We start from the raw sequence: 24,591 nt of genomic DNA, 5'->3' as shown, positions 1-24,591 counted from the left end.
GGCGGCATGAACGAAGCAGAGCGTTGGCTGGAGACCGTTGAGGCGTTGCCTGATCACGCGGGATGCGACCCCGCGGAGCTGGCACTCGACGAAGGCTGGTGGGACCAGATACGGGCCCTGTACGCGCTGACCGACGAGGTGGTCATGCTCGACAACGGCTACTGGGGCGCCATGGCCAACCCGGTCCTGCAGGCCTACCAGCAGGCCACGGTCACGGTGAACGAGGGCAACGCCTGGTTCGGGCGGCGTACCTTTCCGGCGCTGTTCGAACAGGCGCGCGCGCAGTTGGCGCAGGTGCTGGGCGTGGCGTCCGACGAGATCGTGCTGACCCGGGGGGCGACCGAGGCGATGCAGTTGTTGATCGGCGGATATCGCCGGCTCGCGCCCGGCGATGGCGTGCTGTATGCCGACATCGACTACGACAGCATGGTCAGTGCGATGCAGTGGCTGCAGCAGCGCCGTGGCGTGGAGGTGCAGCGCATTGCGTTGCCCGAGCCGTTCGACCACGACGGCATCGTCGATGCCTACCGCCAGGCCCTGGCGCGCTATCCGCGCACGCGTCTGCTGCTGCTCACCCAGGTCAACCACCGCAACGGCATGCTGCTGCCGGTGGCGGAGATCTGCGCGCTGGCCCGCGCGGCGGGCGTGGACGTGGTCCTCGATGCGGCCCACGGCATCGGCCAGGTGGACACACCGCTGCGCGAACTCGGCGCGGACTTCGTCGGCATCAATCTGCACAAGTGGTTTGGTGCGCCGGTCGGCCTGGGCGCCATGTACGTGCGGCGTGGACGCGTGCGTGACCTGGACCCCTACATGGGGGAGCCGGACAATGACGACATCCGCACCCGCCTGCATACCGGCACCGTCAATTTCGCGGCCTGCATGGCGCTGCCGGTGGCGTTGGCGCTGCACCAGCGCATCGGCGTGGCGAACAAGCGCGCGCGGCTGCTGCGCCTGCGCAACCAATGGCTGGATGCATTGCGCGACGATGCGCGGGTGCAGCTGCTGGCCAGTGCGGACCCGCGCCTGTCCAGCGCGATTGCCGCGTTCCGGCTGCGGGGTCAGCGGGACATGGACGCCAACGCCGCCACCGCCGAACGCATGCTCGTGCAGTCGCGTGTGTTCGTGGTGGCGCGCGAGGGGTTGGCTTCCGGTGCCTGCCTGCGCGTCACCCCGGGGATCTTCAGTACGCCGACGCAGATCGACGCGCTGGTGCAGGCGGTACGCGCGGTGGCGGGGTAGCGCGGCGGGCGACGCGACACCCGGGCTCAGCGCGCCGCGCAGGCCCGGGTGATGTCGTCGTTGATGCGCTGCGGCGTCGGGCGGCCGAATATCTGGCTGATCTGGCGGCGCGCGCGCAGTTCTTCGCACTGCTCGGGATTGGCCGCACCGTCGATCACCGACCCGCGCACCGGCGGCTGGCCGCGCCCCGCATCTTCCTGCATGCGGCGGCGCGCCTGGTACAGGTCACGCTGGGCGCGGGTGCGCTCTTCTCAGGTGAGGTTGGGGTCCCGGGTGATGGGCCGGGTCACGCCGGTGTCGTGCTCGGGTGCGCAGGGCACGGTCTGGTAGATGGTCTGGCCGTTGGCCAGGCACTTGTACACGCGCCCGGCATGGGCATTGCCGGCCAGCGCGCACAGCGCCAGCATCACGATCGTCCTTCGCATGGATCCCCCGGTGGGCCACTCCAGCCCTGAATGCGCGGCAGAATACGCGAACCCCGTCGCAAAAACACCCGGTCAAACTGTCAACCTCCCGGCGTCACGACCACCGTCGACGGATGCCGCATCCGGTAGGTCACGACCGTTGGTCGTGACCGTCAACCGACGGTCCCGCCGGTCACGACCAACGGTATGCCCGCCAAGGCCGGGCACCCTTCGGGCCGTCGGGTCCGACGTTAGGAACGGCGACGCCGTTCCTTGCGTGACCTACCAGTGCATCCACACCGTGAGGGCATGCAGCAGCAACCCGATCAACCCACCCACCAGCGTGCCGTTGAAACGGATGAACTGCAGGTCGCGGCCGACGCTCAGTTCCAGCTGTTCCACCAGATGGCGCTCGTCCCAGCCCTTCATCGTCTGCGCGATATGGGTGGTGACCCCGTCGCGCAGGCGGCTGGTCAGCCGCTCGGCACCGTCCATCAGGTGCTGGTTGAGTGCCTCGCGCAGCGAGGGGTCGTCCTGCAGCGCCTGGCCGATCTTCGCCAGGCTGCGGTGCAGGTAGCCCGCCAGCGCCGAGTCCTCGCGTGACAGGTCGGCCCGCAGGCTGGCGTGGATGCGTGCCCACAGGCCCTGCACGTATTCCTGCACGGCCGGATGGTCGATGACCTGCTGCTTGAGCTGGTCGACCTTCTCGGCCAGCGCCGGGTCACTGCGCAGGCGCTGGATGTAGTCGCCCAGCCAGGTCTCGTAGTCGCGCCGCAACGGGTGCGCGGGCTCGGCCAGGATCTGCTGCAGTTCGGCCAGCACCGCATGCGCCATCCGCTCGGCCAGGCTGTCACCAATCTCGTCGATCGGCTTGACCCAGTTGACCGTGCTGGCCAGCTTCGGCCATTCGCGCTGGATATAGCGCACGATCAGCTCGGACGCGCGTTGTTTGACCGCCTCGTTGTCCAGCCACTCGCTGATCCGGGTGAGGCCTTCATCGAGCACGCGCTGGTGGCGGTTGTCGGCGGTCAGCAGCCCCAGCAGTTCGCCGGCGGTGGCGGCGGCGTTCCACTGGCGCAGCTGTTCGACCACGAATGCCTGGATGCTGCGCCGTACCGCCGCCTCGTCCAGGAAGTCCAGCGCCTGCAGCGCCCAGCCGCGCGCCATGTCGGCCAGCAGCCGCGAACGGGCGGGGTCGGCCAGCCAGCTGCCCAGCCGGCTGGCCGGGTCGAAGACCTGCAGCCGCGCCAGCAGTGCCTGCGGCTCCAGGAACTGGTCGCGCACGAACACCGCCAGGCTGTCGGCGATGCGCTCCTTGCTGTGCGGGATGATCGCGGTATGCGGAATCGGCAGGCCCAGCGGACGGCGGAACAGCGCCACCACCGCGAACCAGTCCGCCAGCGCACCCACCGCCGCGGCCTCGCAGAACGCGGAGACCCAGGCCCAGATGCCGCGTTCGCCCTGCAGATGGCTGATGACGAAACCGGCCAGCATGGCCAGCAGCATCGCCAGGGCGATGGCCTTGAGGCGGCGCAGCTGCGCGCGGCGTGGGTCAACCGGGGGCGTGTAATTCATGCTCCAAGTCTACCCAGCGTCGAATGACGACGCGGTAGTGCCGGCCCATGGCCGGCAACCACGGATTCTTCGCCGAAGTCTATTGCGGTTGCCACCCATGGGGTGGCACTACGCCGCTTCGGCGACCTGTCGGCGAAGCATCGTCAATTGCGCGCGCAGCGCATCGTTCTCCAGCGTCAGCGCAATCACCCGCTGGCGCAGCTCGGCCGGGCCTTCGCCCAGTGCGTTGAGGGCGTCGGCGACCTCGGCTTCGCGGCTGGCGTCGATCTCCAGGTCGCCATCGGGGCTGTGCAGCACCTCCTGCACCGGCTTGCGCGGCTTGCGCTTGGCCTCGCGCACGCGCTTGGCGGCCTGCTTCAGTTCGTCCTTGCCGGCCACGGCGGCCGCGCGCTGTTCATCTTCCGGCAGCGCGGCCACGGCGGCTGCGGCGCTGATCGAGATCACGCCGCTCTTGACCGCCTCCACCAGCTCGGGCGCCGCCTGCTTGTGGATGCGCTCGATCATCGTCACCTGGCTGCTGCTCAGCCGGGCTTCGCGCGCCATGTCGGCGCGGCTGACCTTGGTGGCCGGCGCCCACGGCGGGCTGTCCTCATTGCCTTCCGGCGTGGCATCGGTAGCCTCGCCGTCGCTTTCCTTCTGCAGCTGCGCCTGCTCGGCACGGTGGCGCTCGGCCAGAATGTCGCGCTTGCGCAGTGCCAGCACGCCGCGCTGGAAGTCGGACACGCTGCGCCGGCCCAGGTGCTGCTCGATCATCCACAGGTGCACGTCGTCCATCGACTGGAAACGCGTGTTCTGCACGGTCTGGAACGGCAGGTCGTGCTTCTGGCAGATGCCGTAGCGGTTGTGTCCGTCCACCAGCACGTCGTTCCACAGCACCAGCGCGTCGCGGCAGCCCTCGGCCAGGATGCTGCGCTCCAGCGCGTCGTGTTCGTCGGCGGTGAGCGGATCGATATAGGCCTTGAGTTCTTCTTTGACGACGATGTCCATGCAATCCGGGAGGCGAGCGGTTATTGACCGCCCATTGTACCCGTCGCGCCGTGCCGGACCCTGCCTGACGCTGTCACCCGGTGGCGCGGATCATCTCGCCCAGCACGTCCACCAGCCGGTCGATCTGCTCCCGGTCGATGATCAGCGGCGGCGACAAGGCGATCACATCGCCGGTGCAGCGCACCAGCAGCTGGCCGTCGCGGAAGCAGCGCTCGAACACCTCGTAACCGCGGCCGCCGGGCGCGTCCTTGCGTGCGGCCAGCTCCACCGCGCCGATCAGGCCGAAATTGCGGATGTCCACCACATTCGGCAACCCGCGCAGGCTGTGCAGGCGGGTCTGCCAGTACTCGCCCAGCTCGATGGCGCGGTCGAACAGGCCTTCGGCCGCATAGGTGTCCAGCGCCGCCAGCGCGGCCGCGCAGGCCAGCGGGTGGCCTGAATAGGTATAGCCGTGGAACAGCTCGATGGCGCCGGGCGGACCCTGCATGTAGGCGGCGTGGATGGCGTCGGAGACCATCACCGCGCCCATCGGCACCGCGCCGTTGGTGAGGCCCTTGGCCAGGGTGAGCAGGTCGGGGGTGACGCCGAAGCGCTGTGCCGCGAACGCATGGCCAACGCGGCCGAAGCCGGTGATCACCTCGTCGAACACCAGCAGGATGCCGTGCTGGTCGCAGATCTCGCGCAGGCGCTGCAGGTAGCCCGGCGCCGGCAGGATCACCCCGGCCGAACCGGCGATGGGTTCGACGAATACCGCTGCGATGGTCGAGGCGTCGTGCAGCGCGATCAGCCGCTCCAGGTCCTCGGCCAGCTCCGCGCCGTGCCGGGGCAGGCCGGGGGTGAACGCATTGCGTGACAGGTCCAGGGTGTGGCGCAGGAAATCGCTGCCCGCCAGCAACGGACCGAAGCCTTTGCGGTTGTTGGGCAGGCCGCCGATCGACAGGCCGCCGAAGCCGACCCCGTGGTAGGCCTTCTCGCGGCCGATGAAGCGGGTGCGCTGACCCTCGCCGCGCAGGCGGTGGTAGCCGAGCACGATCTTCATCGCCGTATCCACTGCCTCCGAACCGGAATTGGTGAAGAACGCGTGGTTCAGCGGTCCCGGCGCCAGTGCGGCCAGCCGCTGCGCCAGCACGAAGGGCAGGGGCGAGCCCATCTGGAACGGCGGCGCGAAATCCAGCGTGGCGGCCTGCGCCTGGATGGCCTGCACGATGCGCGGCCGTGCATGGCCGGCATTGCAGCACCATAAACCGGCAGCGCCGTCGAGGATCGGGCGGTCGTCCACGTCGTGGTAGTACATGCCCTCGGCACGCACCAGCAGGCGTGGCGCCGCCTTGAACTGACGGTTGGCGGTGAACGGCATCCACCAGGCATCCAGTGCCGCCGGGGCCTGCTGGGACAGCGACGACGGCGGCAATTCGGTGTGCGGCATGGGCGACTCCGTGGGCTCCGGATGCCAACGACTCTATCGCAGTTGCATCACGAAGCGCTGTGAGGGCAGCGGGTATAACGGTGGCCTTTCCGGTCAGTAGTGGAGCCATTCATGGACGCACATTCCAGCCGCGAGACCTGGCAGCAACGCGCCGATGCGCTGGTGCTGGAAGGCCGTGCCTTCATCGACGGGCGTTACGTGGATGCCGCCGACGGGGCGCGGTTCGACTGCATCAGCCCGATCGACGGACGCGTGGTGACGCGGGTGGCCGACTGCGCCGCACAGGACGTGGACCGCGCGGTGGCCGCCGCCCGGCGCAGCTTCGATGGCGGGCAGTGGTCGCGCGCGGCGCCCACGCAGCGCAGGAAGATCCTGCTGCGGCTGGCCGAGCTGGTCGAACAGCACGCCGAGGAGTTGGCGTTGCTGGAAAGCCTGGACATGGGCAAGCCGGTCCGCGATGCCCTGCATGACGACCTGGCCGGCGCGGTGCGCTGCCTGCGCTGGACCGCCGAGGCGGTCGACAAAATCTACGGCGAGATTGCGCCCACCGCGCTGGATACGCTGGGGCTGGTCACCCGCGAACCGGTCGGGGTGGTCGCCGCGATCGTGCCGTGGAACTTCCCGCTGCTGATGGCCACCTGGAAGATCGCCCCCGCCTTGGCGGCCGGCAACTCGGTGCTGCTCAAGCCCTCCGAACGCTCGCCGCTGAGTGCGATCCGGCTGGCCGCGCTGGTGGCCGAGGCGGGCGTGCCGGACGGCGTGTTCAACGTGCTGCCGGGTCACGGCCAGCGCACGGGCGAGCCACTGGCCCTGCACATGGACGTGGATGCGCTGGCGTTCACCGGTTCCACCCAGGTAGGCAAGCACCTGCTGCAGTGCGCCGGGCGCTCCAACCTCAAGCGCACCTGGCTGGAGTGCGGCGGCAAGAGCGCCAACCTGGTGTTCGCCGATGCGCCGGACCTGGACGCCGCCGCCGAGGCGGCGGCGATCGGCATCTTCTACAACCAGGGCGAAGTCTGTACCGCCGCGTCGCGGCTGCTGGTGCAGCGTTCGATCCAAGACGAATTCGTCGCCCGCGTGCTGGCCCATGCGCGCCGCATGCAGCCGGCGCACCCGTTCGAGCCGCAGGCGCCCATGGGGGCGCTGGTCGACAACGCCCATGCCGGGCAGGTGCTGGACTACATCGCCCGCGGGGAGGCCGAAGGCGCGCGGTTGCTGCTGGGTGGCAAGCGGGTGGAGGTGGTGGCCGGTGGCAGCTACCTGCAGCCCACCGTCTTCGACGAGGTCGATGCTGGACACGTGATCGCCCGCGAGGAGATCTTCGGGCCCGTGCTGGCGGTGATGGGCTTCGACCGCGAGGAAGATGCGCTGCGAATGGCCAACGATTCCCCGTACGGTCTGGCGGCGGGACTGTGGACGCGCGACCTCGGCCGCGCGCACCGGGTCGCGCGCCAGCTGCGTGCCGGCAGCGTGTGGGTCAACCAGTGGGATGGGGGCGACATGACCGCGCCGTTCGGCGGCTACAAGCAGTCCGGCATCGGCCGCGACAAGTCGCTGCATGCCTTCGACAAGTACACCGAGCTCAAGGCGACCTGGATCAAATTGTGACCCGGCGTTACCGTTGCTTGTGCAACCATCCCGCCGTGTGGCGCGACCGGCGTGGCAGAATCGGGCAGCTGAATATCCCGTGCGTGAACGATGTCCACTCCTGCCGCTGCAAATGCCGTCAATTCTCCCCGCCGCATCCTGCTGGCCAGCCTGATCGGCACCACCATCGAGTTCTTCGACTTCTACATCTACGCCACGGCGGCGGTGCTGGTGTTCCCGCACCTGTTCTTCCCCGACAGCAGTGACGGTGCCGCACTGCTGCAGTCGCTGGCGACCTTCGCGGTGGCCTTCATCGCCCGGCCGGTCGGTTCGGCGGTGTTCGGCCACTACGGCGACCGCATCGGACGCAAGGCCACGCTGGTGGCGGCGCTGCTGACCATGGGCGTGTCCACGGTAGCGATCGGCCTGTTGCCCACGCATGCCAGCATCGGCCTGGTGGCGCCGGCGCTGCTGGCGCTGTGCCGGTTCGGCCAGGGCCTTGGCCTCGGCGGCGAATGGGGCGGTGCGGTGCTGCTGGCGACGGAAAACGCACCGCCCGGCAAGCGCGCCTGGTACGGCATGTTTCCGCAGTTGGGCGCGCCGCTGGGCTTCCTGCTGTCGGCCGGCATCTTCCTGCTGCTGGGTCGCGCGATGAGCGATGCGGACTTCCTGCAGTGGGGCTGGCGCGTCCCGTTCCTGGCCAGTTCGCTGCTGGTGGCGGTGGGTCTGTGGGTGCGCCTGAACATTCACGAGACCCCGCAGTTCCAGGCGGCGCTGGACCGCAACGAGCGGGTGCGGCTGCCGATGTGGACCGTGTTCCGCCATCACTTCCGCAGCCTGGTGCTGGGCACGCTGGGGGCCTTCGCCACGTTCGTGCTGTTCTACCTGATGACGGTGTTCACCCTGGGCTACGGCACCACCGTGCTGCACTACACGCGCGAGCAGTTCCTGCTGATGCAGATGGTGGGCATCCTGTTCTTCGCCTTGGGCATCCCGCTTTCGGCCATGTACGGCGACCGCTGGGGAACGCGGCGCACGATGATCGTGGCCAGCGGCCTGATCCTGGGCTTCGGCGTGGTGTTCGCGCCCCTGTTCCAGGCCGGCAGCCCGTGGATGGTGCTGGGCTTCCTGTCGCTCGGCCTGTTCCTGATGGGCCTGACCTACGGGCCGTGCGGCACGTTCCTGGCGGAGATCTACCCGGTGCAGGTGCGCTACACCGGTGCCTCGCTGTCGTTCAACCTGGCCGGCATCCTCGGCGCCGCGCCCGCCCCGTATGTGGCGACCTGGCTGGCCGAGCGGTTCGGCCTGGTCGCGGTCGGCTACTACCTGTGCCTGACCGCGGTGGTGACCATCCTCGCGCTGCTGGCGATGGGCCGCCCGGCACGGCTCAGCGGAAGAACCGCTTGAGCGTGCGTCCCAGCCAGCTGCCCTGCTGGTGCTCGCGGGCGAACTGGTTCAGGTGCTGCTTGACGGACTCGGCGTAGGCCTTGTCATCGCCGCGGATGTGGTTGAACAGCCAGCGCGAGAGCATCGTGCGCAGCTCATCGGTGACATCTTCACCGGCCTGGAAACGCAGCCGGTACTCGGCCACGCGCTTGACGAAGATCTCGTGCACCCGCTTGTGCGCGGCGCAGAACGGATAGCCGGCTTCCTCCATCAGCTCTTCCTCGAAGGCGAAGTGCGACATGGTGTAGTCCACCAGTTCGTCGATCACCTCGGCCACCGCCACCTTGTGCAGGCTGGACTGGGCCACATGCAGGTGGTTGAGCATCTCGACGATCCGCATGTGCTGGTGGTCGATGACGTCGATGCCGATGTTCAGGTCGTCTTGCCAGACCAGAAGTGCCATGTCGCGTTCCCTGTGCTTTTCAACTGGGAGCGACTGTAGGCAGGGCAGGGCGCCCGCGCGTTGATCTGGATCAAGGCGCCAGCGCGGGTTCCCGCACCGTAGTGGTCACGCGGGTGCTGTTGACCCGGTTGCGGCCGCCGGCCTTTGCCAGGTAGAGCTGGCGGTCGGCTTCGGAGATCAGCCGGTGCAGCGAGTCGCGCTGCGGGCGCAGGCAGCACAGGCCGATGCTCACCGTCATGCGCAGCGTGGTATGGCCCAGGTCGACCTCCAGCGCGGCGATGCGCTGGCGCAGGATCTCGAAATAGCCGATGGCCTCGTCTTCTTCCAGCCCGGGCACCAGCAGGCAGAACTCTTCGCCGCCGAAGCGTGCGGTGAGGTCCTGGTCGCGTGCATGGTCGGCCACGGCGGCGGCCACCGCGCGCAGCGCGTCGTCGCCCGCCTCGTGGCCATGGGTGTCGTTGATGTGCTTGAAATGATCGATGTCGATCATCGCCACGGCGACCTGCTCGCCGTCCAACTGCAGTTGCGGCAGCTGGCGCTGGCTCTGCTCCAGGAAGCAGCGCCGGTTCGGCAGCCCGGTCAGGAAGTCGCGCGTGGCCAGGTCCTGCAGCGTGCCGATCAGCTCCAGTTGGTCCACGTTCTGCGAGACGCGGCAGAAGAACTCCTCTCGCGAGAACGGCTTGCGCAGGAAGTCGTTGGCGCCGTTCTTGAGGAAGCGCGGAATCAGCGAGGGGTCGGTGTTGCCGGAAATGCCGATCACCGCCACCTTGTCGCGCGAGCGCAGGGTCCGCAGCCGGCGGGTGAATTCCACCCCTTCCATGCCCGGCATTTCCTGGTCGACCACGGCCAGCCGGATCGCCGGATGCGCCTCGATCGCCTTCAGCCCTTCGGCGCCGTCGGCGGCCTCGTAGACATCATGGCCGTACATGCGCAGCAGCGAGGCGGCGTACATGCGCGCGGACATCGAGTCGTCCACCACCAGCGCGGCGATGCGGCGGTTGCGCTCCAGCCGCTGCACCAGCCACACCAGGTAGTCGATGCTGCCCGGGGTGTTCTTCAGCACGTAGTCGATGATCTGCTGCTGCAGCACGCGCTTGCGCAGGTCTTCGTCGTACACCCCGCTGACCACCACCGTACGCAGCCCGCGTGACAGGAAGTATTCCACCACCTTGTCGCGGTCGCCGTCGGCCAGCACCAGCCCGGTCAGGACCAGGAACCAGCCTTCCTCCTCGTCCAGCAGGCGCCCGGCCTCGGCCAGGGTGGTGGCCACCGACACGGGCAGCTCCAGCCGCTGTTCGATGGCTTCCTTGAGCATGCTGGTGAACGTGCGCGAGTTCTCCACCAGCAGGATCCGCTGGGGGAGGGAGTCAGCGGGGTCGCTGTCGAAGGCGCCCTGAAACAGTGCCGGCATGTCGCGTACGCTCGATTTCCGAGAGGGTCGGAAGGAATATCGGCGTCTTCACACGCGACTTTAGGGTCAATGTGCAGATCTGTGAACGGCAACCCCCGAACGTGGCGCAGCCACGCATGGCGTGGCTCTACGGTGTTGATTGACCCAAATCTCAATGGCCCCGTAACAACTCGTAGTGCCACGCCATGCGTGGCAACCGCGCGCAGCGCGGTACAAGCACCCGAAGCCAATGCAACGACGGCACCGAACATGCGACCGACGATTGGACAATCCGAAGCCGCTCGTCAGGCGTTCATGACCCCGGAACGAAACGCAGCCACGCACGGCGTGGCTCTACCCCACCACATCCCGCAGCTTGTACCAGGACATCGCCGCCACCAGCAGTGGCGTGCGCAGCAACTTCCCACCGGGGAACCGCCCATGCGGGATGCGCTCGAATACATCCAGTCGTTCGTTCTGCCCGGCGATGGCCTCGGCGATGATCGCCCCGGCCAGCCCGGTAGCCGCCACGCCGTGCCCTGAAAACCCCTGCGCGAAATACACGTTCGGGGTCAGCCGGCCCCAATGGGGCGCACGGTTGCGGGTGATGTCCACGTAGCCGCCCCACACCTGCTCCATGCCCACATCGGCCAACTGCGGGAACACCTGGTGCATGCGCCGGGTCATTACGCCGCGCAGGTTCGGCGGCGGCAGGGCCGAATAGCTGGCGCGGCCGCCGAACAGCAGCCGGTGGTCGGCACTGAGCTTGAAGTAGTCCAGTGCCCAGCTGACGTCGGCCACGGCCATGTCGTTGCGGATCAGCGCCCGCGCGCGTTCCTCGCCCAGCGGGGCGCTGGCTCCGATGTAGGTGCCCACGGGCATGATCCGGCTCTCCAGTTCCGGCGCGATGCCCTGCAGCCAGGCGTTGCCGGCAATCACCACCTGGTTGGCCGTCACGGTGCCGCTGGCGGTTCGCAGCTGCGGCCGCTCCCCGCGCACCAGTTCGAGGACGGGGCTGGCCTCGTGGATCACCACGCCCAGGCCCTCCGCCCCGCGGGCGAGCCCCTGCGCGTAGGCCAGCGGATGCAGATGGCCACTGGCCGCATCGAACATGGCGCTGCGGTAGCGCGGGCTGTCGAGCTGGCTCTGCAGCTGTTGCCTGTCCCACCACTGCAGTGGGTAGTCATAGCGCTCCACCAGGGTGTCCATGCCCGCGCGCAGCGCACGCTCCTGGCGCGCGTTGATCGGTACGCTGGCATGCCCATCGCGCCAGTCGCAGTCGATGGCGTAGTGCCGAAGGCGATGGCGCAGCAGGGCCATGCCCTCGCGCGAGAAGTCGAACAGCCGGCGTGCATCGGCCTTGCCGACCAGCCGTTCCAGCGTGTCCACCTCGCAGCCGTACCCGACGATGGCTTGCCCGCCATTGCGGCCGGACGCGCCCCAGCCCACGCGATGGGCCTCGAGCACCGTCACCCGGTAGCCGCGCTCGGCCAGCGACAGTGCGGCCGACAGGCCGGTGTAGCCGGCACCGAGCACGCACACGTCGGTGGCGTGGTCGCCGCGCAGCGACGCGCGCAGCGGCGTTTCAGTCACGCTGTCGGCATACCAGCTGGGTGCATGCGCCTGTCCGGCCAGGCTCATCGGGGGCTCGCTCATGCCCACAGCATGCCAGCAACCGGTGTCTAGGACAGGTGCGCCCGCCGTGACGGCGGTTGGTTGCAGCGGTGAGGCGGGCAGGGGTACCGTGCAGGCAGGCCCCGGGCCCTGTCATCCAGAACCCGGTTGCTCACGGTACTTTCCACGTCTTCGGCGATGCTTGTCGCCGTTGCTCCCGCACAGCAGACCTTTCATGGCTACCCGACCGCGTTCGCGCAAAGTTCCCACTCCGTCGCGCAAGGCCGCCGCGCCCTCGCGCAAGGCACCCGCGCGCAAGAAGGCCGTCAAGCCCGTGGCCCAGGAGAGCGCGCTGCTGCGCTGGCTCAAGGAGCGGCACATCACGGAGGTGGAATGCCTGGTGCCGGACATCACCGGCAATGCCCGCGGCAAGATCATCCCCGCCGACAAGTTCTCGCACGACTACGGCACGCGCCTGCCCGAGGGCATCTTTGCCACCACGGTCACCGGCGAGTTCCCGGACGACTACTACGAGCTCACCTCGCCGTCGGACTCGGACATGATCCTGCGGCCCGACCCGGACACGGTGCGCATGGTGCCCTGGGCCACCGATCCCACCGCGCAGGTGATCCACGACTGCTACACCAAGCACGGCGAGCCGCACGAACTGGCGCCGCGCAACGTGCTGCGCCGGGTGCTGGACGCCTACGCCGAGCTGGGCCTGCGCCCGGTGGTGGCACCGGAGCTGGAGTTCTTCCTGGTGCAGAAGAACACCGACCCGGACTTCCCGCTGCTGCCGCCCGCCGGCCGCTCCGGCCGCCCGGAGACGGCGCGGCAGTCGTACTCGATCGATGCGGTCAACGAGTTCGACCCGATCCTCGACCTGATGTACGACTACTGCGACGCGATGAAGCTGGACGTGGACACGCTGATCCACGAATCCGGCGCGGCGCAGCTGGAGGTCAATTTCACCCACGCCAACGCGATGGACCTGGCCGACCAGGTGTTCCTGTTCAAGCGCACCATGCGCGAATCGGCCATGCGCCACGGCGTGTATGCCACGTTCCTGGCCAAGCCGATGGAGACCGAGCCGGGCAGCGCCATGCACATCCACCAGAGCCTGGTGCGGATCAGCGACGGCCACAACGTGTTCAGCGGCGACAACGGTGGCGAGGACTTCAGCCCGCTGTTCGGGCACTACCTGGCCGGCCTGCAGAAGTACGTGCCGGCGGCCATGGCGTTCTTCGCCCCGAACGTGAATTCCTACCGCCGCCTGGTGTTCGGCGAGGTGTCGCCGAGCAACGTGCACTGGGGCTTCGACAACCGCACCTGCGGCTTGCGCGTGCCGCTGGATACCCCGGAAAACATGCGCGTGGAGAGCCGCTTCGCCGGCTCCGACGCCAATCCCTACCTGGCCATGGCGGCCACGCTGGCGGCGGGGCTGCTGGGCATCCGCGAACAGGGCTCGCCCACCGCGCCGATCAGCGGCAGCGCCAAGGAGCTGGGCTACGACCTGCCGCGCTCGCTGGGCGAGGCACTGGACGGGCTGGAACGTTGCCCGGAACTGCGCGAGATGCTGGGCGAGCGTTTCTGCCGCGCCTACGTGTCGGTCAAGCGCAAGGAATACGAGACCTTCTTCCGGGTGATCAGCTCCTGGGAGCGCGAATTCCTGCTGCTGAATGTGTGACCCGCGCGGGGCAGGGCGCTGCGCCGCCCAGCCGCCCGATCAGGCATGGCCGTGAGCGTCGCGTGCTGGGAAAATGGTCGCCTGCCCGTTAGGCTGGCACCGGTCACGCCGGCCCGGCCGGTTCCTCCCCCTCGCACCTGACCTGTTGGAGAGTCCGATGAAGCTGCGAATCCTCACCCTCGGCATTGCCGTCTCGATGCTCAGCGCCTGTGGCGGCGGTGCCAAGCAGGACGACAGCAAGGTGCTGAACGTCTACAACTACAGCGATTACATCGCCGAAGATACCATCCCCAATTTCGAGAAGGCCACCGGCATCAAGGTGACCTACGATGTGTTCGACAGCGATGAGATGGTGGAAACCAAGCTGCTCGCCGGCGGCAGCGGCTACGACGTCGTGGTGCCCACGCTGAACTTCTTCGGCCGCCAGATCCAGGCCGGCGTGTTCCTGCCGCTGGACAAGAGCAAGATCCCGAACCTGGCCAATCTCGACCCGGAGATGATGAAGCGCATCGCGCAGCAGGATCCGGGCAACAAGTACGGCGTGCCGTACATGATCGGCACCACCGGCATCGGCTACAACGTGGAGATGCTCAAGGAGCGTTTCGGCGGCAGCACCGAGATCGCCAACAGCTGGGACCTGATCTTCAAGCCTGAAAACATCGCCAAGATGAAGGATTGCGGGATCACGATCCTGGATACCCCGGCCGACATGATTCCGATCGCGCTGCACTACCTGGGCGAGGATCCGCACAGCCATGATCCGGCGGTGATCCAGAAGGCGGCCGACCTGCTCAAGAGCATCCGTCCGTACGTGCAGAACTTCCACTCTTCGCAGTACGTGGGTTCTCTGGCCAACGGCGGCACCTGCCTGGTGGTGGGCTGGTCCGGCGACATCATCCAGGCCCGCGACCGCGCCGCCGAAGCGGCCAACGGCGTGACCGTGGCCTACTCGATTCCAAAGGAAGGCGCGCCGCAGTGGTTCGACATGCTGGCCATTCCGAAGGATGCCAAGCACCCTGAAGCGGCCTATGCCTTCATCAACTATCTGCTGGACCCGAAGGTCGCGGCCGCCAACACCAACTTCATCCACTACGCCAACCCGGTGGGCGCGGCCACGCCGCTGGTGGATGAGGCGATCCGCACCGACCCGACCATCTACCCGCCGGCCGACGTGGCCGCGAAGATGTTCACCTACTCGATCAACCCGCCGGACGTGGACAAGCTCTACACCCGCCTGTGGACCGAGGTAAAGACGGGTCGCTGAGGCGACGGGTCGAGACACGAACAGAGGGGCCGCCGGTGAAGATCGGCGGCCTTTTTCATGCAACCGCGTTGTGGCGTGCAGGTGCGACAGCGAGGTGGCGCAGGATCGCCGGCAGCAGCTCGGCGGCATCGCGCCCGCCATTGCACAGGAAGTTCGAGCTCGGCCGCTGCAGGTTGTACATGCCGATGAAGAACAGGCCCGGCTGCGCTGACACACCGTAGTCACCCAGCGGATAGCCGCGAGAGTCGAGCACGCCAGGCACATCCAGCCACGGCCACTCCGCCTCGAAGCCGGTGGCGACCACGACGGTGCCGATGCCTGCGGCGTCCAGCCGGAGGCAGCGCGGCGAGGCGTCGGGTTCCCACTCCAGATAGACCTCCTCGGGCAGGTAGCGGGCGTCGTCGGTCGGCACTTCGTCGACCCGGGCGTAGTGCGCATCGGCCATGTCATTCAGGTGCTTGTACTCCGCACGCGTGCCGGCCACGGCGGCGCGGATCTGCGGGCGCACGTCGCGGAAGTGCGCGATGTGGCCGTCCAGCTGTTCCAGCTTGCCGAGCAGCACGATGCCGTCGCGGTGCATCGACAGCAGGCTGATCGAACTGCCCCCGCCGAGCGCGCCGGTGCCGGATACGAGGGGGAATTCGGCGCGCCTCGCCTTCTGCAGCGCACCCGCCACGCCGGCAACCACGTCAGGACGCTCGCGCACATGCCGGTGCAGCAGCCCCTGCATGTCCCACCAGTGCATGGAATCCCGGCCGCGGACCCTTCGGATGTGCGAGTAGCGCTCGGCCATGGACCAGAACACCTCGCGCCCGGCTGCATGCAGGTCCTGCGCGATCTGCGCGCCGGACTGGCCGCCGCCGATGACCAGCACCCCACCCTGGCCAAGCTGCTGCGGGCGCCGATAATCGCGGGAGTGAACCACCTCCAGCCCGGCGGCGGGCGAGAAGAACACCTGTGGCCAGCGCGGCTGTCGGTACTCGCCGGTGGCCACGACCACGCAGCGGGCCTGGAAAGCCCCTTTGCCGGTTTCGACGCGGTAGCCGTTGCCGGCGGCGAACACCCGGCGCACGCCGCAGCCTTCCAGCACGGGCAGCTGTCGCCGTCGTGCGTAGCCGGTGAGCATGTCGATGACCTCCGGCGCGGTGGCGAAACCGGTCGGGTCCGGACCGTCGTATCGATAGCCGGGCAGGGCGGTCAGGAAGTTGGGGGTGTTGAGGCGGAACGAATCCCAGCGGCGGCTCCAACTGGCGCCGATGGTCTCGGCCTCCAGCACCCGATGCGCCACGCCTGCATCGGCCAGCGTGGCACTGAGCGACAGGCCGGAATGCCCGGCGCCGATGATGGCTACATCGAGCTGCAGGGCGTTGGGTGACCGTTCGCTGCCCGTGAGCGGGTTGGTTGCGTCAGTGGCATGCATGGCTCTCTCCTTGCGTTCGTGCGCGTGCGCCGTCCACGCAGATATCGCCTTCCCGCCGCCGCAGCGTCAACGCGATCTCCTCCAGACTGTGACGGGCCGCGTAAGGCGCACACCCGGCTGCGCGCAAGGTGGGGTGCCGATCAAGAAACCGGGCGATTCGCCCCCGCACGTGACCGCAAACGTCAGCGCCGGGTTCGCAACCGGCCCGACGGCCAGCTGCTCAGGGCGCGGCCGTGTCAAGCCGCCTCTGTGCAGCGGCGCATGTTCACCCCCTCTCGGCACGGGCCTGATTAGGTTGGGCGGGGGCGAACCCGTCCCGGCCCCCCCCAAAACCACGATCCGGTATCGCTGCTGTCGCCAACGGCCGCTAAAATGGGCCATCCCCCCGTCCTGACGCCGCTCCTGGAGCCGCTGCCCATGCCATTTGAAGCCAAGCCGGAAGGCGAGGTCGTCCCGGTCCTGGAGCCGGGCTATCTGTCCATCCGCGCGCTGCGCAAGGAGTTCGACGGCTTCGTCGCGCTCGACGATGTGAGCCTGGACGTGAAAAAGGGCGAAATCTTCGCGCTGCTGGGCGGCTCGGGCAGCGGCAAGTCGACCCTGCTGCGCTGCCTGGGCGGATTCGAGACCCCCACCGCCGGCACGATCGATCTGGATGGCCAGCGCATCAACGCGCTGCCGCCGTACCAGCGGCCACTCAACATGATGTTCCAGTCCTACGCGCTGTTTCCGCACATGTCGGTGGAGCAGAACATCGCCTTCGGGCTGAAGCAGGACGGCCTGGCCCGCGACGCGATCCGCCGTCGGGTCGGCGAGATGCTGGAACTGGTGCAGCTGCAGAAGCTGGCCAAGCGCAAGCCGCACCAGTTGTCCGGCGGCCAGCAGCAGCGCGTGGCGCTGGCGCGGTCGCTGGCCAAGGGGCCCAAGCTGCTGCTGCTCGATGAGCCGATGGGCGCGCTGGACAAGAAGCTGCGCTCGCAGATGCAGCTGGAGCTGGTCAACATCATCGAAACCTCGGGCGTGACCTGCGTGATGGTCACCCATGACCAGGAAGAGGCGATGACCATGGCCACCCGCATCGCGGTGATGGACGCGGGCTGGATCCAGCAGGTGGGCAAGCCCGACGAGATCTACGAGCAGCCGGCGAACCGCTTCGTGGCCAGCTTCATCGGCTCGGTCAACCTGTTCGAGGGTGTGATCGACGAGGACCTGCCGGAGTACGTCACCGTGCGTACGCCGCTGTTCCCGGCGCCGATCTACGTCGCGCACGGCATCACCGGGTATGAAGGGCAGCCGGTCGCGTTCGCGCTGCGCCCGGAGAAGGTGATGATCGGCAAGGACGAGCCGGCCGGCGATACCAACAAGGCACAGGGCGTGATCGAGGAGATCGCGTACTTTGGCAGCCATTCGGTGTATCACGTGCGCCTGCCGAGCGGGGCCAAGGTGCTGTCCAACTTCGCCAACTCGCAGCGCTGGGCCAGCGATGGCCTGACCTGGGGCGACAGCGTGTGGGTGCACTGGCGCGACAACGACGGCGTGGTGCTCACCGCATGAACGCGACTGGCTGGAAGCGCTGGCTCCCCGGGACGCGCGGCGGTGTGATCGCCGCGCCGTACCTGTGGCTGCTGCTGTTCTTCGCGGTGCCGTTCGTGATCATCCTGATGATCTCGTTCGCGCGCACCCAGGTCGGCTCGCCGCCGTACACATGGCTGCTGGAATACGTCGACGGCGCGTTCTCGCTCAAGCTCAACCTGGGCAACTACGCGGCGATGGTGAAGGACAGCCAGTACCTGCTGGCCTACCTGAGTTCGATCAAGATCGCGGTGATCGCCACGCTGTTCACGCTGCTGATCGGCTATCCGATGGCGTACGTGATCTCGCGGATGACCCCGGCCGCACGCAACGTGGCGATGATGCTGGTGGTGCTGCCCTCGTGGACCTCGTTCCTGATCCGCGTGTATGCGTGGATCGGCATCCTGGACCGCAACGGCCTGCTCAACCAGCTGCTGCTGAAGATCGGGGTGATCGATGCGCCGCTGCAGATCCTGTACACCCCGACGGCCGCCTACATCGGCATCGTGTACTGCTACCTGCCGTTCATGGTGCTGCCGCTGTATGCCAACCTGGTCAAGCTGGACCACCGCTTGCTGGAAGCCGCCTACGACCTCGGTGCGAAGCCGTGGCAGGCGTTCCTGAAGATCACGCTGCCGCTGTCGCGCACCGGCATCATCGCCGGCTGCATGCTGGTGATGATCCCGGCGGTGGGCGAGTTCGTGATTCCGGAAATGCTCGGCGGCCCGGACACGCTGATGATCGGCCGGGTGCTGTGGGGCGAGTTCTTCAACAACCGCGACTGGCCGACCGCCTCGGCGGTGGCGATCGTGATGCTGGCGCTGCTGCTGGTGCCGATCCTGCTGTTCAACCGGGTGCAGCAGCGTGAGCTGGAAGGGAAGCTGACATGAGCATGGTGCGGCGCAGCCGCTGGCTGGGCTGGACGGTCCTGGGGCTGGGCTTCGCCTTCCTGTACCTGCCGATCCTGCTGCTGATGATCTACTCGTTCAACGCGTCCAAGCTGGCCACCGTGTGGTCGGGCTTCTCCACGCGCTGGTACGGCGAGCTGTTCAACAACCGGCAGATCCTGGATGCGCTGTGGATCAGCCTGAAGGTGGCGTTCTGGACGGCCAGCGCGGCCACCGTGCTGGGCACGATGGCGGCGATGGTGATGACGCGCTTCAAACGCTTCCCGGGCAAGACGCTGTTCGGTGCGCTCATCACCGCGCCGCTGGTGATGCCCGAAGTGATCCTGGGCTTCTCGCTGATGACGCTGCTGGTGGCCATGGGCGGCATTCCGGGCTTCCCCCGCCGCGGCGTGACCAGCATCTGGATCGCGCATGTGACCTTCACCCTGTCGTTCGTGACGGTGGTGGTGTCGTCGCGGCTGCAGGAGCTGGACCGATCGCTGGAAGAGGCGGCGATGGACCTGGGCGCCAGCCGCCTGAAGGTGTTCTTCCAGATCACCCTGCCGATCATCGCGCCGGCGCTGGTCGCCGGCTGGCTGCTGGCGTTCACCCTGTCGCTGGACGACGTGGTGATCGCCAGTTTCGTGGCAGGGCCGAACTCGACCACGCTGCCGATGAAGGTGTTCGCCTCGGTGCGGATGGGCATCAAGCCGGAGATCAACGCGCTGGCCACGCTGATGGTGCTGGCGGTGTCGGTGGCAGCGGTGGTGGGCTGGTTCATCACCTCGCGCAGCGAGAAGCGCCGCCAGCGCGACATGCAGATGGCGCTACAAGACCGGTAGCGCCGGGCTCTGCCCGGCCGCCGTCGGTGCGGTCCACCCCACCGCGACGTTGTGTCGCGGCGCCGTGCGCATCACCGCCATCACCGGCAACACCCGGCTCACAGGGCCGGGCGCAGAATGGGTGCCTGTCTTTCGGAGCACCGCGATGACCGTCGAAATCGTCAACCCCGCCACCGGCCTGGTGGCCTACCGCCACGAGCTGCTCAAGTCTGCCGAGATCGAGCAGCGCCTCGCCGGCGCTGCCACGGCCTTCCCGCTGTGGTCGGCGCGCTCACTGCAGGAGCGCGGCGCGATCCTGCGCGGCATCGCCGCCCAGCTGCGGGCGCGCAAGGACGACCTGCAGCAGGCGATGACCACCGAGATGGGCAAGCTCAAGGGCGAGGCGCTGGCGGAAGTGGAGAAATGCGCGCAGGCCTGCGAGTACTACGCTGACCACGCCGCGGATTACCTCAAGCCCCAGCTGATCGACACCGAGGCCCAGCGCAGCTACGTGCGCTACGAGCCGATCGGCTGCGTATTCGCGGTGATGCCGTGGAATTTCCCGATCTGGCAGGTGTTCCGCTTCCTCGCACCGGCCTTCATGGCCGGCAACGTGGCCCTGCTCAAGCACGCCAGCAACGTGCCGCAGTGCGCCGACCTGATCCTGGCCGTGTGCCGTGACGGTGGGCTGCCCGAGGGCGTGTTCGACGTGCTGCACATCGACAACGACCAGGCCGCCGAGGTACTGCGCGACAAGCGGGTCAAGGCGGTCACGCTGACCGGCAGCGAGCGCGCCGGGCGCTCGATCGCGGCCAACGCGGGCGACCAGCTCAAGAAGTGCGTCATGGAGCTCGGCGGCAGCGATGCCTTCGTGGTGCTCGACGACGCCGACCTGGACAAGACGGTGGCCGCGGCGGTGAAGTCGCGCTTCGACAACAGCGGGCAGACCTGCATCGCGGCCAAGCGCTTCATCGTAGTCGATGCCGTTGCCGATGCGTTCGTCGAGAAGTTCGTGGCCGCCTCGGCGCAGCGGGTGTACGGCGACCCGCAGGACGAGAAGACCACGCTGGCGCCGATGGCGCGTGCCGATCTGCGCGACGAGCTGCACAAGCAGGTGCAGGCCAGCGTCGGCAAGGGGGCGAAGGTAGTGCTTGGCGGCGAGCCGGTGGCCGGTACGCATGCGGGCTATCCGGCGACCATCCTCGACAACGTGACGCCGGGCATGCCGGCCTACGACGAGGAGCTGTTCGGGCCGGTGGCGGCGATCCTGCGCGTCCGCGACGACGATGACGCGCTGCGGGTGGCCAATGACACCACGTTCGGGCTCGGCGGCAGCGTATGGAGCGGCGACCCGGTGCGTGGCGAACGCATCGCCAAGCGGCTGGAATGCGGCGCCGCGTTCGTCAACGCCATCGTCAAGAGCGATGTACGGCTGCCGTTCGGCGGCAGCAAGCGCTCGGGGTTCGGCCGCGAACTGGCCGACCACGGCATCCACGAGTTCATGAACATCAAAACCGTCTACGTCGCCTGAGGCGCGGCACGACCAACGGTCGTGCCCTACCCACGAGGTCGCAACGGTCGTTCCGTACCGGGCAGATATCGACCCGGGTCCGGTAGGTGACCACCGTTGGTGGTCACGCCGTTACAGCCACCGCACGCGCTTGAACAACCGATACAGGCCCACGCAGATCGCGCCTACCCCGATGATCATCGCGGGATAGGCCCACGGCTTGTCCAGCTCGGGCATGTGGCTGAAGTTCATGCCGTACCAGCTGGTGATCAGGGTCGGTGCGGCCAGCAGCGCGGCCCACGCACCGAGGCGCTTGACCGTTTCGCCCTGGGCCAGCGTCACCAGCGAGAGGTTCACGCTCAACGCCGTGCCCAGCATCTCGCGCAGCGTGTCGATCACATCGCTGATGCGCACCGCATGGTCGTGCACGTCGCGCAGGTACAGCTTCACTTCCTCGGGTACCAGCTCGCCCTGGTAGCGCTTGATCTGCGCCAGCATGTCCTGCAGCGGTGCGACCGCCATGCGCATCTTGTTGAGCTCGCGCTTGAGCTCGTACAGGCGCACCACGGTGTGGCGCTTGTAGCTGTCGGAGAAGATGTCCTTCTCCAGCAGCTCCAGCGTGTCGCGGTAGCGCTGGGTGATGGGCAGGTAGTTGTCGACCACGAAATCCAGCACGGCGTACAGGCAGTAGGACGGCCCCATCCGGCGCAGCAGCTCGGGCTCGCGTTCCACCCGCGCACGCGGCGCGGCATAGGAAAGCGAGGCACCATGCCGCACCGTGACCAGGAAGCGCGGGCCGAGGAAGGCGTGGGTCTCGCCGTACTCGATGCGCTCGTTCACCATCTGCGCGGTGGTGACCACGGCGAACAGCGAATTGCCGTAGGCCTCCACCTTGGGCCGCTGGTGCGCGTTGCGCGCGTCTTCGATGGCCAGCGAGTGCAGGCAGAATTCTTCCTGGAGCTTGAGCAGCACGCTGTCGGCGGGCTCGTACAGGCCCACCCAGACGAAGCCGTTGCCGCTCTCGATCACATCGCTGATCGCGTCCAGGCTGATGTCGTGGCGCTTGCCTTGGTCGTCGTAGTGAACGCAGTTGATGACGCAGGGCGGATTGGCGGTGGCAGTCTTTTCCATGGGCGGCATCCTGCGTCAGCGACCCGTGACGGGCGGGTCACGACGGCCCAGCACCCAGGCCAGGGCGACGTGCAGCGGCAGCAGCAGCACGATCCACTGCAGGTTCACCTGCGCCTGCAGGCTGAGCCAGTGCAGCACCAGCCCGAGCAGGGAAAGCACGGCTACCGCCCACAGGGTCCAGCGGAACCAGGCCCGCGGCACGCGTCCACGCAGCAGCGTGACCGCGCCGGGAAGCAACAGCAGGCACAGCGGCGAGAGCTGCAGCAGGTTGCGGTTGGCCCAGGCGGCCTGGTGGGCGCTGAAGCCCCACAGGAAGGTCAGCAGCGCACCGGCGATACCGCAGAACAGCCACAGCGGCAGCGCCAGCCCGCCCAGCAGTCGGCGCCGGCGTCGCAGGGCCAGCACGCCAGCGGCCAGCACCAGCCCGCACAGCAGCCACGGCCACCAGTGGCGCGCCGATTCCGGCGGCTCCGGGGCAACCCGGTGCGGCAACAGTTCCTGTTCAGCCTGTACCAGCGGCCGGCCGTCGCTGTTGCGTGCCTGGCGCAGCGCATCGGCCAGCCGCATCGGCACGAAGGCTTCCTGCCAGCGCGACAGCGGCTGGTCGGCGAACGGGCCGAGCCCGATGTCGAAGCCCAGCCACATCCACGGCGCGGGCGAGGCCAGGCGCACCGATTCGCTGCGGTAGGTGTTGCCACGCGAGCGTCCGGACAGCTGCGAATGCAGGCCGCCGCCGAGTGCGCCATCGATCGCGTCGCGGACCATGGTGGCGCAGTTGGCGGTGTAGTAGTCGTAGCGGTAGCGGGCGTTTTCCGGCTTGGCGCGCTCGGCCAGCGAGGCGGCCAGGGTGCGCGCCTGCGCCGGGCTGAGGTCCAGCCACTGCAGGTTGGCGCCGCGACCGCTCTCACGGTAGTACGACAGGTCCTGCTCCAGCGGCAGCGCCACCAGGTAGTACATCATCTCGCCGCGGATGAAACGACCGATGAAGTCCGGCTCGGACGGGTCGAAGTAGCCGAAGTTGTACGAGGTGGCCTGGCCGCTGACCGGGTCCTGGACCACGATCGCGTCGTGCCCGAAGCGCTCGAAGAAGATCGAGCCGGGCTGCATCGTGACGATGCCTATCCGCGGCGCAGGGGCCTCGGCCGGCGCCGACGGTACTGCGGCAGGGGCGGGCTCGGGGCTGGCCAGCGCCGCCACGGGCAGGCTGGACAGGCCGCACAGGACCAGGAGGAACAACAGGCGGCACAACGGCCACCGCATCAGCAGGGGCCGCATGGCGTGACTCAATCCTCGTGGTTCGTGTCGGGCGGCAGCACCGTCACGTGGAAGGCCTGCACGCGGCGCGCATCGGCGCGCGCCACCCGGAACACGAAGCGGTCCAGGGTCAGCTCGTCGCCGGTTTCGGGCAGGTGCCCGATCGCCTCGGTGACCAGGCCACCAATGGTGTCGTAGTCGTCATCGGGGAACGTGGCGCCGAAGCGCTCGTTGAAGTCCTCGATGGGGGTCAGCGCGTCGACCACGTACTGGCCGTCGGCCTGGATCGCGATCTGCGCGGTGTGGTCCTCGGCCTCGTCATGCTCGTCGTCGATCTCGCCGACGATCTGCTCCAGCACGTCCTCGATGGTGACCAGGCCGGCAACACCGCCGTACTCGTCCACCACGATGGCCATGTGGTTGCGCGACAGGCGGAACTCCTTGAGCAGCACGTTGAGCTTCTTCGCCTCGGGAATCAGCACCGCCGGGCGCAGCAGCTCGCGTACGTTGGCCGGCCCGTTGTCGGCGACCACGCCGCGCAGCAGGTCCTTGGCCAGCAGGATGCCAAGGATGTCGTCCTTGTTGTCGCCGTGTACGGGGAAGCGCGAATGGCCGGATTCGACCACCTGCTTCATCAGTTCAAGGAAGGGCGCTTCCACCGGGAGCGAGACCATCTGCGAGCGCGAGATCATCACGTCGCCGACGGTGAGCTCGGCCACCGAGATCGCGCCTTCCATCATCCGCAGCGTATCGGCGGCGATGAGGCCGTCGTCGTGCGCGGTGTGCAGTACCGCCACCAGCTCGTCGCGGGTGTGGGGTTCGCCGGAGAAGGCAGAGGTCAGGCGTTCAAGCCAGCTGCGCTTCTTCTCATTTTGCTCCGCGATGGAGCCACTACTGTCGTCGTCAGACATCTCTGGAAAAAAGGCACCCGGCGAGCCGGGCGTTGGCCCCAGTCTATCAGGATGCGGGCCGCT

Annotated in this window: 21 protein-coding genes; 9 read left to right on the top strand and 12 right to left on the bottom strand. The window is 68.0% G+C overall.

Features of this window, described 5'->3' with window-relative positions; all coding sequences use genetic code 11:
- Nucleotides 1-6: 6 nt before the first annotated feature.
- The gene (locus ACREPD_RS02840) at nucleotides 7-1,242 is read left to right on the top strand and encodes an aminotransferase class V-fold PLP-dependent enzyme (protein ID WP_431597882.1); all 1,236 of its coding nucleotides are present in this window, start codon (nucleotides 7-9) and stop codon (nucleotides 1,240-1,242) included.
- 26 nt (nucleotides 1,243-1,268) lie between these two features.
- Here ACREPD_RS02840 and ACREPD_RS02835 read toward each other — a convergent pair whose 3' ends face one another.
- From ACREPD_RS02835 to ACREPD_RS02815, 5 genes are all read right to left on the bottom strand, one after another.
- Nucleotides 1,269-1,445, bottom strand: a complete 177-nt coding sequence (locus tag ACREPD_RS02835) for a hypothetical protein (protein WP_431597881.1) — start codon at nucleotides 1,443-1,445, stop codon at nucleotides 1,269-1,271.
- A 48-nt stretch (nucleotides 1,446-1,493) separates the two neighbouring features.
- Nucleotides 1,494-1,667 (bottom strand): DUF4124 domain-containing protein, encoded by a 174-nt coding sequence (locus tag ACREPD_RS02830; protein ID WP_431597880.1) that lies wholly within the window; start codon nucleotides 1,665-1,667, stop codon nucleotides 1,494-1,496.
- A gap of 261 nt (nucleotides 1,668-1,928) precedes the next feature.
- The gene (locus ACREPD_RS02825) at nucleotides 1,929-3,221 is read right to left on the bottom strand and encodes a DUF445 domain-containing protein (RefSeq protein ID WP_431597879.1); all 1,293 of its coding nucleotides are present in this window, start codon (nucleotides 3,219-3,221) and stop codon (nucleotides 1,929-1,931) included.
- Between the two features lie 108 nt (nucleotides 3,222-3,329).
- Complete coding sequence (locus tag ACREPD_RS02820) at nucleotides 3,330-4,208, bottom strand: plasmid replication/partition related protein (RefSeq protein ID WP_431597878.1); 879 nt, start codon at nucleotides 4,206-4,208, stop codon at nucleotides 3,330-3,332.
- Nucleotides 4,209-4,281: 73 nt separating this feature from the next.
- Nucleotides 4,282-5,634 carry an aspartate aminotransferase family protein gene (locus tag ACREPD_RS02815; protein ID WP_431597877.1) on the bottom strand — a complete coding sequence of 451 codons (1,353 nt, stop codon included), beginning with the start codon at nucleotides 5,632-5,634 and terminating at the stop codon, nucleotides 4,282-4,284.
- A 111-nt stretch (nucleotides 5,635-5,745) separates the two neighbouring features.
- Between ACREPD_RS02815 and ACREPD_RS02810 the strand changes: the two genes are divergently transcribed.
- Nucleotides 5,746-7,242 (top strand): aldehyde dehydrogenase, encoded by a 1,497-nt coding sequence (locus ACREPD_RS02810; RefSeq protein ID WP_431597876.1) that lies wholly within the window; start codon nucleotides 5,746-5,748, stop codon nucleotides 7,240-7,242.
- Nucleotides 7,243-7,332: 90 nt separating this feature from the next.
- The gene (locus ACREPD_RS02805) at nucleotides 7,333-8,628 is read left to right on the top strand and encodes an MFS transporter (RefSeq protein ID WP_431597875.1); all 1,296 of its coding nucleotides are present in this window, start codon (nucleotides 7,333-7,335) and stop codon (nucleotides 8,626-8,628) included.
- Here ACREPD_RS02805 and ACREPD_RS02800 read toward each other — a convergent pair.
- The 3 genes from ACREPD_RS02800 to ACREPD_RS02790 form a co-directional block, all read right to left on the bottom strand.
- Complete coding sequence (locus ACREPD_RS02800; protein WP_431597874.1) at nucleotides 8,609-9,070, bottom strand: bacteriohemerythrin; 462 nt, start codon at nucleotides 9,068-9,070, stop codon at nucleotides 8,609-8,611. The genes ACREPD_RS02805 and ACREPD_RS02800 overlap by 20 nt on opposite strands.
- Before the next feature lie 70 nt (nucleotides 9,071-9,140).
- Nucleotides 9,141-10,481 (bottom strand): diguanylate cyclase, encoded by a 1,341-nt coding sequence (locus ACREPD_RS02795; RefSeq protein WP_431597873.1) that lies wholly within the window; start codon nucleotides 10,479-10,481, stop codon nucleotides 9,141-9,143.
- A gap of 333 nt (nucleotides 10,482-10,814) precedes the next feature.
- Nucleotides 10,815-12,116, bottom strand: coding sequence for an NAD(P)/FAD-dependent oxidoreductase (locus ACREPD_RS02790; protein ID WP_431597872.1), 1,302 nt, complete (start codon nucleotides 12,114-12,116; stop codon nucleotides 10,815-10,817).
- 193 nt (nucleotides 12,117-12,309) lie between these two features.
- Between ACREPD_RS02790 and ACREPD_RS02785 the strand changes: the two genes are divergently transcribed.
- A complete protein-coding gene (locus ACREPD_RS02785; RefSeq protein ID WP_431597871.1) occupies nucleotides 12,310-13,761 on the top strand; it encodes a glutamine synthetase family protein in 1,452 nt (483 codons plus the stop codon).
- Between the two features lie 157 nt (nucleotides 13,762-13,918).
- Nucleotides 13,919-15,025 carry a polyamine ABC transporter substrate-binding protein gene (locus ACREPD_RS02780; RefSeq protein ID WP_431597870.1) on the top strand — a complete coding sequence of 369 codons (1,107 nt, stop codon included), beginning with the start codon at nucleotides 13,919-13,921 and terminating at the stop codon, nucleotides 15,023-15,025.
- A 55-nt stretch (nucleotides 15,026-15,080) separates the two neighbouring features.
- On the opposite strand, the gene ACREPD_RS02775 is transcribed toward ACREPD_RS02780, so the two are convergent.
- Complete coding sequence (locus ACREPD_RS02775) at nucleotides 15,081-16,445, bottom strand: flavin-containing monooxygenase (RefSeq protein ID WP_431597869.1); 1,365 nt, start codon at nucleotides 16,443-16,445, stop codon at nucleotides 15,081-15,083.
- Nucleotides 16,446-16,862: 417 nt separating this feature from the next.
- Between ACREPD_RS02775 and ACREPD_RS02770 the strand changes: the two genes are divergently transcribed.
- The 4 genes from ACREPD_RS02770 to ACREPD_RS02755 all read left to right on the top strand — a co-directional run bounded on the left by ACREPD_RS02770 (nucleotide 16,863) and on the right by ACREPD_RS02755 (nucleotide 21,253).
- Nucleotides 16,863-17,996 (top strand): ABC transporter ATP-binding protein, encoded by a 1,134-nt coding sequence (locus ACREPD_RS02770; protein WP_431597868.1) that lies wholly within the window; start codon nucleotides 16,863-16,865, stop codon nucleotides 17,994-17,996.
- Nucleotides 17,993-18,904, top strand: a complete 912-nt coding sequence (locus ACREPD_RS02765; RefSeq protein ID WP_431597867.1) for an ABC transporter permease subunit — start codon at nucleotides 17,993-17,995, stop codon at nucleotides 18,902-18,904. Before ACREPD_RS02770 ends, ACREPD_RS02765 begins: the two co-directional genes overlap by 4 nt.
- The gene (locus ACREPD_RS02760; RefSeq protein ID WP_431597866.1) at nucleotides 18,901-19,743 is read left to right on the top strand and encodes an ABC transporter permease subunit; all 843 of its coding nucleotides are present in this window, start codon (nucleotides 18,901-18,903) and stop codon (nucleotides 19,741-19,743) included. Before ACREPD_RS02765 ends, ACREPD_RS02760 begins: the two co-directional genes overlap by 4 nt.
- A gap of 145 nt (nucleotides 19,744-19,888) precedes the next feature.
- Nucleotides 19,889-21,253: an NAD-dependent succinate-semialdehyde dehydrogenase gene (locus tag ACREPD_RS02755; protein WP_431597865.1), complete on the top strand. Its 1,365-nt coding sequence runs from the start codon at nucleotides 19,889-19,891 to the stop codon at nucleotides 21,251-21,253.
- Nucleotides 21,254-21,364: 111 nt separating this feature from the next.
- On the opposite strand, the gene ACREPD_RS02750 is transcribed toward ACREPD_RS02755, so the two are convergent.
- From ACREPD_RS02750 to ACREPD_RS02740, 3 genes are read right to left on the bottom strand one after another with little or no spacing between them, the layout of a single operon-like run.
- Nucleotides 21,365-22,363, bottom strand: coding sequence for a magnesium and cobalt transport protein CorA (locus tag ACREPD_RS02750; RefSeq protein ID WP_431597864.1), 999 nt, complete (start codon nucleotides 22,361-22,363; stop codon nucleotides 21,365-21,367).
- Nucleotides 22,364-22,378: 15 nt separating this feature from the next.
- Nucleotides 22,379-23,623, bottom strand: coding sequence for a DUF4105 domain-containing protein (locus ACREPD_RS02745; RefSeq protein WP_431597912.1), 1,245 nt, complete (start codon nucleotides 23,621-23,623; stop codon nucleotides 22,379-22,381).
- Nucleotides 23,624-23,646: 23 nt separating this feature from the next.
- On the bottom strand, nucleotides 23,647-24,528 hold the full coding sequence (locus ACREPD_RS02740) for an HlyC/CorC family transporter (RefSeq protein ID WP_431597863.1): 882 nt from the start codon (nucleotides 24,526-24,528) through the stop codon (nucleotides 23,647-23,649).
- Nucleotides 24,529-24,591 lie beyond the last annotated feature (63 nt).

This window comes from Stenotrophomonas sp. (genome assembly GCF_050737075.1).
Taxonomy (GTDB): domain Bacteria; phylum Pseudomonadota; class Gammaproteobacteria; order Xanthomonadales; family Xanthomonadaceae; genus Stenotrophomonas.
The sequence above is the reverse complement of the archived record's forward strand: the minus strand, read 5'-3'. Positions and strand labels throughout refer to the sequence as shown.